Genomic DNA, 13,870 nt, shown 5'->3' on the forward strand with positions numbered 1-13,870 from the left:
ATTAGGAAATGCCAAAATATAGATCAGCTACCACCACACATGGTCGTAACATGGCGGGTGCACGAGCACTGTGGCGTGCAACGGGTGTGAAAGAAGAAGACTTCGGTAAACCAATCATCGCCGTTGTAAACTCGTTTACTCAATTTGTTCCGGGTCACGTACACCTGAAAGACATGGGTCAGCTTGTAGCACGCGAAATCGAAAAAGCTGGCGGTATTGCGAAAGAATTCAACACCATCGCGGTTGATGATGGTATTGCAATGGGTCACGGCGGCATGCTGTACTCACTGCCTTCACGCGAACTTATCGCAGACTCTGTGGAGTACATGGTCAACGCGCACTGTGCCGATGCCATGGTATGTATCTCTAACTGTGACAAAATCACTCCGGGAATGTTGATGGCATCTATGCGTCTCAACATCCCTGTTATCTTTGTTTCTGGTGGTCCAATGGAAGCGGGTAAAACCAAGCTTTCTGATCAGATCATCAAACTAGACCTTGTAGATGCGATGATCCAAGGCGCGGATCCAAAAGTGTCTGATGAGCAAAGCGAGCAGATCGAACGCAGCGCATGTCCAACGTGTGGATCGTGTTCAGGCATGTTCACTGCAAACTCAATGAACTGTCTAACGGAAGCACTGGGTCTTTCTCAACCAGGTAACGGTTCTATGCTGGCAACGCACGCTGACCGTGAACAACTGTTCCTTAATGCAGGTCGTCGTATCGTTGAACTGACTCGTCGTTACTACGAGCAAGATGACGAATCAGCACTGCCGCGCAACATCGCTACGTTTGATGCGTTCGAAAACGCAATGGCACTGGACATCGCAATGGGCGGTTCAACCAACACCATTCTGCACCTACTTGCCGCGGCGCAAGAAGGTGAAGTGGATTTCGATATGGAAGATATCGATCGCCTATCACGTCAAGTACCACACCTATGTAAAGTGGCACCATCTACCCAGAAATATCACATGGAAGACGTACACCGCGCAGGTGGCGTCATGGCGATTCTTGGTGAGTTAGATCGTGCAGGTCTTCTACACAATGATGCGCGCACCGTGCTTGGCCTTTCGATGAAAGAGCAGCTGGCGAAATACGACATCATCCAAACTGAAGACGAAGAAGTACTTAAGTTCTACCGCGCAGGTCCTGCGGGTATTCGTACTACTCAAGCGTTCTCACAAGATTGCCGCTGGGATCGCCTTGATGACGACCGTGCGGAAGGTTGTATTCGTACTATCGATCATGCCTTTAGCCAAGAAGGTGGCCTAGCCGTTCTATCAGGCAACATCGCATTAGATGGTTGTATCGTTAAGACTGCTGGTGTGGATGAGAGCATTCATAAATTCACTGGCCCAGCCGTAGTTTTCGAAAGCCAAGAAGACGCCGTAGAAGGCATCTTGAGTGGCAAAGTAAAAGCAGGCGACGTGGTTGTTATCCGTTACGAAGGCCCTAAAGGTGGTCCGGGCATGCAAGAAATGCTTTACCCAACCACTTATCTAAAATCGATGGGCCTTGGCAAAGAGTGTGCACTTCTGACTGACGGCCGTTTCTCTGGCGGCACATCAGGTCTGTCAATCGGTCACGCCTCTCCTGAAGCAGCAAACGGCGGTGCAATTGGCCTGGTAAAAGAAGGCGATATGATCGCAATTGATATTCCAAACCGTTCAATTTCACTCCAAGTGTCTGAACAAGAACTTGCTGAGCGCCGTGCAAAACAAGACGAACTAGGCTGGAAACCAGTTGACCGCCAACGTGAAGTTTCCTTTGCACTCAAAGCGTACGCGAGTATGGCAACCAGTGCTGACAAGGGTGCAGTACGAGACAAGTCGAAGCTAGAGGGCTAGCAATGATGGAAGCTCAACCCGAAAAACAAGTGAACCAAACTGGCGCAGATTATCTGCGCCAAATCCTTCGCGCACCTGTTTATGAAGTAGCAACAGTGACGCCACTGCAAGAAATGCCTCGTTTATCTGCACGTATCGGGAATAACGTGCAGATCAAGCGTGAAGATCGCCAACCCGTACACTCGTTCAAATTGCGCGGTGCATACAACATGGTGGCGAGTTTATCTGAAGCGCAGAAAGCCGCTGGTGTCATTGCAGCATCGGCAGGTAACCACGCTCAAGGCATGGCGCTCTCTGGTACTAAGCTAGGCATCAAAACCACCATCGTGATGCCTAAAACCACACCAGACATCAAAGTCGATGCGGTACGTGGCTTCGGTGGCAATGTAGTGCTGCACGGCAGCAACTTTGATGAGGCAAAAGCGGAAGCGGAACGCCTTTCTGATCTGCATGGGTACACATTTGTCCCTCCTTTCGATCACCCACTGGTGATTGCAGGTCAAGGCACCATCGGCATGGAAATGCTGCAGCAAAATGGTCACCTTGATTACATCTTCGTCCCTGTCGGTGGTGGCGGTTTGGCTGCCGGTGTTGCGGTACTCGTGAAGCAGCTCATGCCAGAAATCAAAGTGATTGCGGTCGAGCCAGAAGATTCTTCATGCCTCAAAGCGGCATTGGATGCAGGTGAACCAGTAGTATTAGACCAGGTCAGCATGTTTGCCGATGGCGTTGCAGTAAAACGCATTGGTGAAGAGACGTTTCGTCTATGCCAAAAGTACATTGATGGCCATATTGCAGTCTCTAGCGATGAAATCTGCGCAGCAGTAAAAGACATCTTTGAAGACACTCGCGCCATTGCTGAGCCTTCGGGGGCGCTTGCTCTGGCGGGGCTGAAGAAGTTTGCTGAACAGAACAAGCTGAAAGACAAAAACCTAGGTACGGTATTGTCTGGCGCAAACACCAACTTCCACGGTCTGCGTTATGTTTCTGAACGCTGCGAGCTTGGTGAAAAACGTGAAGGTCTGCTTGCCGTCACCATCCCTGAGCGTCAAGGTGCTTTCTTTGAGTTCTGTAACCTCATTGGCGGCCGTGCCGTGACAGAGTTTAACTACCGCTACAACGATGACGCATTAGCAAATATCTTTGTCGGTGTGCGTTTGCAAGGCGGTCAGGAAGAGCTAGAACATATCATTCACGACTTACGTGATGGTGGCTACCCAGTGGTTGACCTGTCTGATGATGAAATGGCGAAACTGCACGTGCGCTACATGATTGGTGGTAAGCCGTCTAAGCCGCTTAAAGAGCGCCTCTACAGCTTTGAATTCCCAGAATATCCGGGAGCGCTACTCAAGTTCTTAAGCACACTCGGCACACACTGGAATATCAGTTTGTTCAACTACCGTAACCACGGCGCTGACTACGGACGTGTTTTATGTGGTTTCGAGTTAGATGAAAGCGATTTAGCTCAGTTTTCTGCACATTTACGTGAACTTGGCTATCAATGCAAAGACGAGACAGACAACCCATCGTATAAGTTTTTCTTGTCATAAAACGCCACATTTTAAACATATCAATGAAAACACCTCGCTAATGCGAGGTGTTTTTTATGACTGTAACCAATCTTTATGTAGCTGATTAGGCGACCCAAGATAGTCCACCATCCACTGGATCAATTTATGATTATCATCTTTGCGCCATACTAAGCAGCAGTGACTGAGCGGTTTATCATCCGGCATGACCTTCTCCACCAGCACACCATCATTGATTAAGGGTGTTGCAATATGACGTGGCATGTAACCCACGCCCACCCCATTTTTTAAACATTCAATCGCACTATACCAATTGGGCAATAATAATCGGCGCTGTTGCGGATAATGGCCAGTATGGCGTTTTGGCAGCACGTTCGAAGTATCATCAAGACAGATCGCCGGAAATTGACTCACAAACTCTTCAGTAAGCACTTGTTGTCGAACGCAAGGATGAGCGGGTGACATTACAAATGCCCAATCTAATACGCCCATATCTTTGACTTCAAAATCTCCCCCAACGGGAACCGCAGATGTCGCGCCAACGACAATGTCGGCTCGACCTTGTGCTATGGCTTCCCAAGAACCATTGAAGACCTCCATATTGATCTGCAATTCAGCAAATTCAAACTCGCGATAAAAATCTTCCACCAAAGGTTTGAGTTTTTCTAACTTCACCACGTTATCTAAGGTCAGCTTTAACGTGCTTTTCCATCCTTGAGCCGCTCGCCGCGTTTGTGCTTTCACCTCTTCCATTTGACGCAGCAAAGAGCGCGCCTCGGCCATAAAAAGTTCACCCGCTGGAGTTAGCTCGACTTTCCTTGGTAAACGTCGAAACAGCACCACATCTAAATCTTGCTCGACCTGCCTTACTCCATAGCTGATGGCTGAGGGGACTTTATGCAATACCTCAGCCGCAGCGGTGAAACTGCCTAAACGGGCAACCGTATCCAGCATTTCCAAAGACGCTTTAGAGAACATGATTTAACCTTTCAAAAAATTTGATTGATAACCAACAATTTTAGCGTTTTATTTTCTCAAAATCGAAAAATAGAATAATAAGGTAAATAAATCAGGGTTGGCGCCAACTGATGTTGATTAAAAAATGATTAAATAATTTGACTGGTTGAATCATGAAAATCTCAAAACTACAGCTCATTTATCTGGCAGCATTATCGATGCTTGGCTTCGTTGCTACCGATATGTATCTGCCAGCATTCAAAGCGATGGAAATCGACTTTGCAACAGGCCCTGAGCAAATTGCGCTCTCTTTAACGGTATTCCTCGTTGGTATGGCGATTGGCCAACTAATGTGGGGATTGGCATCCGATAAATTTGGCCATCGTAATACACTCGCAGCCGGGTTGGTGCTATTTACTATCGCGTCATTCGGTTTGGCTTTCTGTGATCAAGTATGGCAACTACTCACACTGCGCTTTATCCAAGCTATCGGTGTGTGTGCACCAGCCGTGATCTGGCAGGCTATGGTCATTAAGCGCTACTCAAGCAGTAGCCAACAAATTTTTGCGACAATCATGCCACTCGTCGCGCTATCACCAGCACTAGCACCTCAATTAGGGGTTGTGTTGGCAGATAACTTCGGCTGGCACAGTATCTTTATTACGCTAACACTAGTTGGCGTCTTTTTGGTCTTTGCGACCATGGCACAAAAAGACGAGAAAGCAGAAATCAAACAAACCAGTATGTCTGCCGACATCAAAGCGCTGCTGAGTTCTAAAAAATACCTTGGCAACGTGTTTATGTTTGCGACGGCTTCAGCTGCATTCTTTGCTTACCTAACTGGGATGCCAGAAATCATGGCGCAACTGGGCTACGAAGCAAAAGATATTGGTTTGAGCTTTATCCCACAAACCATCGCGTTTATGGCTGGTGGCTACTTAGGTAAAGTAGGCGTTCGAAAATTTGGTGATGAAAAGGTTCTGCGCCAACTGATTGGCCTATTTAGTGTCGCGGCATTAATGATTTTCATTGCTTCACAGTGGGAGCTGTCATCGATTTGGCCTATTCTTGCGCCATTCTGTTTGATTGCCGTTGCTAACGGCGCACTGTACCCAATCGTGGTAAACCGTGCACTGGCCAGCGCACAACAGAGCCCTGCAACAGCAGCAGGTCTGCAAAACAGCCTGCAAATCTGTGTAAGTAGCTTCTCAAGTGCATTAGTAGCCGCAATGGCAAGCCAAGCTCAGATGGTTACTGGCATCGCAATCATCATCTGTATGGGTGGGCTGTGGATGGGATACATTCTGTCGAATCGCGAATTATCCAAGCACTTTACGACTCCTGACAACGCCCGAGTCGTGAGTGAAGACGAACTTTAATCGTTCAGATAATAAAAAGAGCCGCGCAATGCGGCTCTTCTGTTTATAAGCTTTTCAACCCCCATTTCTTGGCAGTCTGCTTAAAAAAGCCTTGAGTCTTTTTCAACTCTACCCAGTGATTGATGTAATTAATCCATACTTGATCGTCTTGCGGCAACAACATAGCAATTGGGGTTGGTTTACGCGGTGCGGTCACTGGCACTATCGCCAACTGTTTAAACTTATCCACCAACGTCGCTGCTTCCACATTGGACGTCACCGATACATCGGCCCTGCGAGCTAGTAGTTCTTGGAAGTCGCGCGCTGGCGCTTCAATAACAATATGCTGAGCAGACGGGAAGAACTCTTTCACCATTTTTTCTTGTACCGTACCTAACGTCGCTGCGACTTTTACTTCTGGTTTATTAAAATCCGCCCAATCAGAAAATTTGGCGAGATCTTTCTTTTGCACCACAGGTACAAAGGCAAGGTAGAAATACGGCTGGCTGTATCCAGCTACTTTCGCGCGCGACATGTTCAGAGATGCGCTGCCAGTAATATCGTATTTGTTGGCGGTAATGCCATTAACTAGCGTCTTCCAATCCGTGGGCACATACTCCACTTTTACACCGAGATCTTTAGCAAGTTCTGTTGTTACATCGATATCGAAGCCACGATAACTGTTTGTCGCGGGGTCTTTCATCGTCATCGGATTCCAATCTCCCGTCGTTCCAACTCGGAGTACGCCATTGTCTAAAATGGATTGAAGACGGCTTTCAGCGTGAGCGACTTGAGTCGCAGCAAGCAAACACATTCCTAGCACTAGTAAAATCTTTCTCATTTTTATTCCCTTAAAAATAATGACCTTATACGGTTTAATAATTAACCTTTATTAGAGCTCTACTGATAACATAGCAGCAACAAAGGAAGTTTTTTAGTTAATTCAGGGAGTAAATGTGACGTTTCGAACTCTATGGCTGTTTTCACTGCTATTACTCACTGGTTGTTCAGATTATCAATGGGGCTGGTATGTACTTGACCCTTCGACGGATCAAGGGCTCACCAATCTAAAGTTTTTAATCGCTGGGTTTAATGACACCATTCAGGTATCACTCCTCAGTATGTTATTTGCGATGAGCTTGGGTCTGATCGTTGCGTTACCCGCTCTGTCGGACTCTGCCTCTCTGAAGTGGATAAACCGTATTTATGTCGAGGTGATCCGTTCAGTGCCAGTTTTAGTCTTACTACTTTGGGTGTATTACGGCATGCCTACGCTATTGGATGTCTCACTCAATCACTTTTGGGCGGGTGTTATTGCACTGACTATCGCTGAGAGTGCGTTTATGGCGGAAGTGTTTCGCGGTGGGATACAAGCTATCAGCCGTGGCCAGCATGAAGCAGCTGAGTCTTTGGGCTTAAGCTATTGGCAAAAGATGCGCCTGGTAATTCTTCCCCAAGCGTTTCGGCAAATTCTCCCACCACTGGGTAATCAATTTGTCTACATTCTCAAGATGAGTTCTTTAGTCAGCGTGATTGGTTTAAGCGATCTCACTCGCCGTGCTAATGAGCTGGTGGTGAATGAGTACTTACCCTTAGAGATTTATACCTTCCTCGTTTTGGAGTACTTGTTGCTCATCCTATTTGTATCTCAAGCCGTTCGTTGGCTCGAAAAACGTATTGCCATTCCTAGCTACTAGCGATGAAGCCTTAGCTAGAAACAACAAAGCCGCTCTTGTTGAGCGGCTTTGACAATATAGAGACAGAGTGTAGGTAATGCTTATTTCTGTTTTACAGGACGCTGCCAGCCAATAATTTTGCGCTCTTTGACGCGAGTAATTACTAACTCACCTTCTTCAACATCTTTTGTTAGTGTCGTGCCAGCACCGATGGTTGCGCCATCAGCGATAGTGACAGGCGCCACCAGCTGGCTATCAGAACCAACAAAAACATCATTACCGATGATGGTTTTAAACTTGTTCGCACCATCGTAGTTACAAGTGATAGTACCTGCACCGATGTTAGTACGTTGACCGATCTCTGCATCACCTAAGTAAGTTAGGTGGTTCGCTTTTGAACCTTCTCCGATGCGCGCATTTTTCACTTCAACGAAGTTACCCACATGGGAATCGTTACGCATTTCAGCACCAGGACGAAGGCGAGTAAATGGACCAACCGTACATTCTTCACCAACCGTTGCACCTTCAATCACACTGTAAGGGCGAACGATGGTGTTGTCGTCGATTTCACAATCTTTCAGTACACAACCCGCACCGATAACCACGTTATCACCCAGTGAAACTTTACCTTCGACGATAACATTCACGTCGATTTCACAGTCCATACCGCACTGTAACTCACCACGCAAATCAAAGCGTGCTGGATCGCGTAGCATGACACCTTGCTCTAGTAGCTTCTGAGCTTGCATTGACTGGAAAGCACGCTCTAGACGAGCAAGCTGTGCGCGGTCATTGACCCCTTCCACCTCAATGGCATTGACTGGGTGTACAGCCTCAACGGCACGACCTTCTTCGTGTGCAGCTGCAATAACGTCAGTTAGGTAATATTCGCCTTGTGCGTTGTTGTTGTTTAAGCCAGACAACCAACGCTTAAGATCCCCACCAGTCGCAACCATCACGCCAGTATTGATCTCTTTAATTTGTTTTTGTTCTTCTGTTGCATCTTTTTGCTCAACGATCGCCACAACAGGACCATTCTTACGGATAATACGACCGTAGCCTGTCGGGTTATCTAGAATCACTGTTAGTAGTGCAATACCGCCTGTTGGCTGTGCATCTAATAGGTTTTCAATCGTTTCAGCTGAAATCAGTGGAACATCACCGTAAAGCACGAGGATTTTTTCATCGTCTTCAAAGCGAGGAGATGCTTGATCAACCGCATGACCTGTCCCTAACTGCTCCGCTTGAAGCACCCAATTTACAGGCTCTTCTGCAAGAGTGGTTTGCATTTGATCACCACCGTGACCAAAGACCAAGTGGATGTTTTGTGCGCCAAGACCTGTACATGTATCGATAACATGTTTTGCCATTGGCTTGCCTGCCAAAGTGTGTAGCACTTTAGGCATGTTCGAATGCATACGGGTACCTTTACCCGCTGCAAGAATCACAGCACTGAATTTCATTGATAACCTATTGACGTTTTATGTTAATTGGCCGTTATTTTAAACAGCTCTTTTAAAATAGTTAATGGAGTAAGGTAAATTTCCAACTAAAATTAATCAAAAAGGCGACCAATTGGCCGCCTTTTTTCATGCAACGTTGCTAATTGAGCTTAGCGACGCTTTTTTGTCAGCTCGATAACTCGTAGCTGAGCAATGGCTTTAGCCAGTTCACTGGCCGCTTGTGCGAAGTCCATGTCACCATGCTGATTCTGGATTTGCTCCTCAGCGCGGCGTTTGGCTTCTTCTGCCTTCGCTGCGTCTAGCTCTTCACCACGGATAGCTGTATCAGCTAGTACAGTCGCTGTACCAGGCTGAATCTCTACCATACCACCAGAAACATAAATAATTTCTTCGTGGCCGTGCTGTTTCACAATACGCACCATACCAGGCTTGATAGCGGTCAGCAGCGGTGTGTGACCATGGAAAATACCAAGTTCACCTTCGCTACCGGTCACCTGAAACGTTTCAACACGACCAGAGAAGATTTTCTTCTCAGCGCTTACTACGTCTAGGTGAAAGGTTATTGCTGCCATATCGCCTCCTAGTTAGCCTTATAGCTTCTTCGCATTCTCAATAGCATCGTCGATGCTACCGCAGTACATAAATGCCTGCTCAGGAATGTCGTCGTATTCACCAGCTAGTAGACCTTTAAAGCCACGTAGAGTCTCTTTTAGAGGTACGTAAATACCAGGGTCACCTGTAAATACTTCTGCTACGTGGTAAGGCTGAGTTAGGAAACGCTCAATCTTACGTGCACGAGATACAACTTGCTTATCTTCTTCAGATAGCTCGTCCATACCTAGGATAGCAATGATATCTTTCAGCTCTTTGTAGCGCTGAAGAGTCTGCTGAACACCACGAGCAACTTCGTAGTGATCTTGACCTACTACTAGTGGATCAAGCATACGAGATGTTGAATCTAGCGGGTCGATCGCAGGGTATAGACCCATTGCAGCGATGTTACGGTTAAGTACAACCGTTGCATCCAAGTGCGCGAACGTTGTTGCTGGAGACGGGTCAGTCAAGTCATCCGCTGGTACGTATACCGCCTGTACAGACGTGATAGAACCTGATTTCGTTGACGTGATACGCTCCTGAAGTACACCCATCTCTTCTGCAAGAGTTGGCTGGTAACCTACCGCAGAAGGCATACGACCTAGTAGTGCTGATACCTCTGTACCTGCAAGTGTGTAACGGTAGATGTTATCAATGAACAGTAGTACGTCACGACCTTCGTCACGGAAACGCTCTGCCATTGTTAGACCAGTCAGTGCAACACGTAGACGGTTACCTGGTGGCTCGTTCATCTGACCGTAAACCATCGCTACTTTTGATTCTTCAGGCTTCTCAACGTTTACAACGCCCGCTTCCTGCATCTCGTAGTAGAAATCGTTACCTTCACGAGTACGCTCACCAACACCAGCAAATACTGATAGACCTGAGTGCTGTAGTGCGATGTTGTTGATAAGTTCCATCATGTTAACGGTCTTACCTACACCTGCACCACCGAATAGACCGATTTTACCACCCTTAGCGAATGGACAAATTAGGTCGATTACTTTAACGCCCGTTTCTAGAAGTGCAATTTCGTTTGATTGCTCTTCGTAGCTTGGTGCACTACGGTGGATAGAGTAAACCTCTTCCGCACCCACTTCACCACGCTCGTCAATCGCGTCACCTAGGACGTTCATGATACGACCTAGAGTTTTAGTACCTACTGGTACTGAAATTGGAGCGCCAGTGTTAACCACTTCTACTCCACGACGTAAACCATCAGAGCTACCCATTACGATACAACGAACTACGCCACCGCCTAGCTGTTGTTGAACTTCAAGAACTAGACGCTCTTTTGAGTCCGTTACGTTTAGAGCGTCATATACACTAGGTACATTGCTCTGTGGGAACTCTACGTCGACTACCGCACCGATGATCTGTACGATCTTACCTGTAGCCATCGTTAATCCTCTAAACTATTTCGTTTTACCTAAGCTTAAACCGCAGCTGCACCACCAACGATTTCTGATAGTTCTTGTGTAATCGCAGCCTGACGGGCTTTGTTGTACACAAGTTCCAAATCGTCAATCAAACTGGTTGCGTTATCCGTTGCAGCCTTCATCGCAATCATTCGAGCCGCTTGCTCACAAGCAAGGTTCTCAACCACACCTTGGTATACCTGAGACTCTACGTAACGCACTAATAGCGTATCCAGTAGAGGTTTTGGTTCAGGCTCATAGATGTAGTCCCATGAATGCTCACGCTGCATCTCTTCACTGTCCGATTTAGGCAAAGGTAGCAATTGATCGATCGTTGGTTGCTGAACCATAGTATTAACAAACTTGTTGAATACTACATATAGACGGTCCAGTTCACCTTCATCGTATTTCTTCAGCATTACGCCAACAGAGCCGATTAGGTCTTGTAGGCTTGGATTATCTCCAAGACCAGAAACCTGTGCCGCAACTTTTGCGCCACCATGTTTAAAGAAAGCTGTTGCTTTTGAGCCAACAACGGCTAGCTCAATCTCAGCACCTTTCTCTCTCCATGCTTGCATGTCTGTAACGGCTTTTTTGAACACGTTAATGTTCAAACCACCACACAGACCACGGTCTGTCGAAACGATGATGTAACCAACACGTTTAGCTTCACGCTCTTCTAGGTACGGATGACGGTACTCTAGGTTTGCGTTAGCCACATGACCGATCACTTTACGCATTGTTTCAGCGTATGGACGAGAAGCTTCCATTGCATCTTGAGAACGACGCATTTTTGAAGCTGCTACCATTTCCATCGCTTTCGTAATTTTCTGAGTGCTTTTAACACTACCGATTTTATTACGTATCTCTTTTGCGCCGGCCATCGTTACTCTCCGTTAGTTGGTGGCAGAAACTGCCACCGACCTAATTACCAAGTTTGGGTTGCTTTGAAGTCGTCAGTCAGTTTCTTCAACTGAGCTTCGATTTCATCGTTGTAAGCGCCAGACTTGTCGATCTCAGCTGCTAGTTCAGCGTATTGACCGCGAGCGTACGATAGTAGAGCCGCCTCGAAATCTAGAACTTTGTTAAGTTCTACATCATCAAGGTAACCGCGCTCTGCCGCGAAGATAGTTAGAGCTTGGTCAAATACAGACATTGGAGCGTACTGCTTCTGCTTCATTAGTTCTGTAACTTTTTGACCATGGTCTAGCTGTTTCTTCGTTGCGTCATCAAGGTCAGAAGAGAACTGAGCAAATGCCGCTAGTTCACGGTATGCAGCTAGTGCTGTACGGATACCACCTGATAGTTTCTTGATGATTTTCGTCTGAGCTGAACCACCTACACGAGATACTGAGATACCAGGGTCAACAGCAGGACGAACACCAGCGTTGAATAGCTCAGTTTGTAGGAAGATCTGACCATCGGTAATCGAGATTACGTTAGTCGGTACGAATGCTGAAACGTCACCTGCTTGAGTTTCGATGATAGGAAGAGCAGTCAAAGAACCAGTCTTACCTTTCACTTCACCGTTAGTGAAACGCTCTACGTACTCTTCGTTTACACGAGCTGCACGCTCTAGTAGACGCGAGTGTAAGTAGAATACGTCACCTGGGAATGCCTCACGGCCTGGTGGACGTTTAAGTAGTAGAGAGATCTGACGGTAAGCTACCGCTTGCTTAGATAGATCATCGTAAACAATCAGTGCGTCTTCACCGCGATCGCGGAAGTATTCACCCATCGCACAACCTGCGTAAGGCGCTAGGTATTGAAGCGCTGCAGATTCAGAAGCTGATGCAACTACAACGATAGTATTTTGTAGTGCGCCGTGCTCTTCTAGTTTGCGAACAACGTTAGCGATAGTCGATGCTTTCTGACCGATTGCTACGTAGATAGAGAAAATACCAGAGTCTTTCTGGTTGATGATCGCGTCGATCGCCAGTGCTGTTTTACCAATCTGACGGTCACCGATGATAAGCTCACGCTGACCACGACCGATTGGGATCATTGAGTCAACTGACTTATAACCAGTTTGCACAGGTTGGTCTACCGATTTACGGTCGATTACACCTGGTGCGATCACTTCTACAGGCGAAGTCATTTTCGCTTCGATTGGACCTTTACCATCGATAGGCTCACCCAGCGTATTTACTACGCGGCCTAGTAGTTCTGGACCAACTGGCACTTCAAGAATGCGGCCAGTACCTGTAACTTTCATGCCTTCCTTAAGGTCAGCATATGGGCCCATTACAACCGCACCAACCGAGTCACGCTCAAGGTTAAGTGCCAGTGCATAACGGCCACCCGGTAATTCAATCATTTCACCTTGCATCACGTCCGCTAGGCCGTGGATGCGGATGATACCATCGCTTACCGATACGATAGTACCCTCGTTGCGAGCTTCACTAACAACTTCGAAAGATTCGATACGTTGTTTGATCAGATCGCTAATTTCCGTGGAATTAAGTTGCATGCTCCAATCCCCATTAAGACTGCAATGCATCGCTCAGGCGGTTCAAACGACCACGCGCTGAGTCATCGATGACTAGGTCTCCGGCTCGAATAATAACCCCACCAAGTAGGGTCTCATCTACACTGCAATTCAGCTTCACTTTGCGTTCAAGACGCTTTTCAAGTTTGCTGCCAATGTTTGCAAGTTGTTCATCAGAAAGCTCTGTTGCTGAAATTACTTCAACATCAATTTCTTTCTCATGTTCTTTTTTCAGAGTAAAAAACTCCGTGCAAACATCAGGAAGGGCCGCTAAACGACCATTCTCAGCCATTACCTTCAAAAGGTTTTGACCGTGCGCATCAACTTGTTCGCCGCAAACTGCAACAAAAATTTCTGCCATTTTGTCAGCAGAAACCGAACCCGTTAGTAGTTCGTTCATTTGTTCGTTTTTGGCCACTTCAGCAGCAAAAGATAACATTTGGCCCCATTGGTCCAACTGGTCTTTCTCTAAAGCAAAGTCGAAGGCTGCTTTAGCATAGGGGCGTGCGATAGTAGTCAAATCAGACATATGCGCCC

At 46.9% G+C, this 13,870-nt stretch carries 12 protein-coding genes; 4 read left to right on the forward strand and 8 right to left on the reverse strand.

Annotation, left to right across the window (positions count from 1 at the left end):
* Window positions 1-8 precede the first annotated feature (8 nt).
* Together ilvD and ilvA are read left to right on the forward strand one after the other, a co-directional pair.
* A complete protein-coding gene (gene ilvD / locus R7Z47_RS20995) occupies window positions 9-1,850 on the forward strand; it encodes a dihydroxy-acid dehydratase (protein WP_222712607.1) in 1,842 nt (613 codons plus the stop codon).
* A 2-nt stretch (window positions 1,851-1,852) separates the two neighbouring features.
* Window positions 1,853-3,400 carry a threonine ammonia-lyase, biosynthetic gene (gene ilvA / locus R7Z47_RS21000; RefSeq protein WP_053304042.1) on the forward strand — a complete coding sequence of 516 codons (1,548 nt, stop codon included), beginning with the start codon at window positions 1,853-1,855 and terminating at the stop codon, window positions 3,398-3,400.
* 54 nt (window positions 3,401-3,454) lie between these two features.
* On the opposite strand, the gene punR is transcribed toward ilvA, so the two are convergent.
* On the reverse strand, window positions 3,455-4,357 hold the full coding sequence (gene punR / locus R7Z47_RS21005) for a DNA-binding transcriptional activator PunR (RefSeq protein ID WP_017821565.1): 903 nt from the start codon (window positions 4,355-4,357) through the stop codon (window positions 3,455-3,457).
* A gap of 152 nt (window positions 4,358-4,509) precedes the next feature.
* Between punR and punC the strand changes: the two genes are divergently transcribed.
* Complete coding sequence (punC, locus tag R7Z47_RS21010) at window positions 4,510-5,715, forward strand: purine nucleoside transporter PunC (protein WP_005378946.1); 1,206 nt, start codon at window positions 4,510-4,512, stop codon at window positions 5,713-5,715.
* A 43-nt stretch (window positions 5,716-5,758) separates the two neighbouring features.
* Here the strand turns inward: punC and R7Z47_RS21015 are convergent, their stop codons facing one another.
* Complete coding sequence (locus R7Z47_RS21015; protein ID WP_005378944.1) at window positions 5,759-6,535, reverse strand: transporter substrate-binding domain-containing protein; 777 nt, start codon at window positions 6,533-6,535, stop codon at window positions 5,759-5,761.
* 115 nt (window positions 6,536-6,650) lie between these two features.
* Here R7Z47_RS21015 and R7Z47_RS21020 point away from each other — a divergent pair, with 115 nt between their 5' ends.
* Window positions 6,651-7,391, forward strand: a complete 741-nt coding sequence (locus R7Z47_RS21020) for an amino acid ABC transporter permease (protein WP_005383852.1) — start codon at window positions 6,651-6,653, stop codon at window positions 7,389-7,391.
* Between the two features lie 80 nt (window positions 7,392-7,471).
* Here R7Z47_RS21020 and glmU read toward each other — a convergent pair whose 3' ends face one another.
* The 6 genes from glmU to atpH form a co-directional block, all read right to left on the reverse strand.
* Window positions 7,472-8,833, reverse strand: a complete 1,362-nt coding sequence (glmU, locus tag R7Z47_RS21025; protein WP_262607082.1) for a bifunctional UDP-N-acetylglucosamine diphosphorylase/glucosamine-1-phosphate N-acetyltransferase GlmU — start codon at window positions 8,831-8,833, stop codon at window positions 7,472-7,474.
* 149 nt (window positions 8,834-8,982) lie between these two features.
* Window positions 8,983-9,405, reverse strand: coding sequence for a F0F1 ATP synthase subunit epsilon (locus R7Z47_RS21030; protein ID WP_005378937.1), 423 nt, complete (start codon window positions 9,403-9,405; stop codon window positions 8,983-8,985).
* Between the two features lie 18 nt (window positions 9,406-9,423).
* Window positions 9,424-10,827 (reverse strand): F0F1 ATP synthase subunit beta, encoded by a 1,404-nt coding sequence (gene atpD / locus R7Z47_RS21035; protein ID WP_005383849.1) that lies wholly within the window; start codon window positions 10,825-10,827, stop codon window positions 9,424-9,426.
* 35 nt (window positions 10,828-10,862) lie between these two features.
* Window positions 10,863-11,729, reverse strand: a complete 867-nt coding sequence (gene atpG / locus R7Z47_RS21040; protein WP_005378932.1) for a F0F1 ATP synthase subunit gamma — start codon at window positions 11,727-11,729, stop codon at window positions 10,863-10,865.
* Between the two features lie 44 nt (window positions 11,730-11,773).
* Entirely contained in the window at window positions 11,774-13,315 is a 1,542-nt protein-coding gene (atpA, locus tag R7Z47_RS21045) for a F0F1 ATP synthase subunit alpha (RefSeq protein WP_005378931.1), read from the reverse strand.
* A 13-nt stretch (window positions 13,316-13,328) separates the two neighbouring features.
* A complete protein-coding gene (gene atpH, locus R7Z47_RS21050) occupies window positions 13,329-13,862 on the reverse strand; it encodes a F0F1 ATP synthase subunit delta (protein WP_017635596.1) in 534 nt (177 codons plus the stop codon).
* Window positions 13,863-13,870: the final 8 nt, after the last annotated feature.

It is taken from the genome of Vibrio sp. 1641, assembly GCF_033339995.1.
Classification (GTDB): Bacteria; Pseudomonadota; Gammaproteobacteria; order Enterobacterales; family Vibrionaceae; genus Vibrio; species Vibrio alginolyticus.

Bases quoted from the DNA above. Each gene is read 5' to 3' on its own strand.
- ilvD (WP_222712607.1), top strand. From the start codon at position 9: ATGCCAAAATATAGATCAGCTACCACCACACATGGTCGTAACATGGCG.
- punR (WP_017821565.1), bottom strand. From the start codon at position 4,357: ATGTTCTCTAAAGCGTCTTTGGAAATGCTGGATACGGTTGCCCGTTTA.
- atpA (WP_005378931.1), bottom strand. From the start codon at position 13,315: ATGCAACTTAATTCCACGGAAATTAGCGATCTGATCAAACAACGTATC.
- R7Z47_RS21015 (WP_005378944.1), bottom strand. From the start codon at position 6,535: ATGAGAAAGATTTTACTAGTGCTAGGAATGTGTTTGCTTGCTGCGACT.
- atpD (WP_005383849.1), bottom strand. From the start codon at position 10,827: ATGGCTACAGGTAAGATCGTACAGATCATCGGTGCGGTAGTCGACGTA.
- ilvA (WP_053304042.1), top strand. From the start codon at position 1,853: ATGATGGAAGCTCAACCCGAAAAACAAGTGAACCAAACTGGCGCAGAT.
- R7Z47_RS21030 (WP_005378937.1), bottom strand. From the start codon at position 9,405: ATGGCAGCAATAACCTTTCACCTAGACGTAGTAAGCGCTGAGAAGAAA.
- punC (WP_005378946.1), top strand. From the start codon at position 4,510: ATGAAAATCTCAAAACTACAGCTCATTTATCTGGCAGCATTATCGATG.
- atpH (WP_017635596.1), bottom strand. From the start codon at position 13,862: ATGTCTGATTTGACTACTATCGCACGCCCCTATGCTAAAGCAGCCTTC.
- glmU (WP_262607082.1), bottom strand. From the start codon at position 8,833: ATGAAATTCAGTGCTGTGATTCTTGCAGCGGGTAAAGGTACCCGTATG.
- atpG (WP_005378932.1), bottom strand. From the start codon at position 11,729: ATGGCCGGCGCAAAAGAGATACGTAATAAAATCGGTAGTGTTAAAAGC.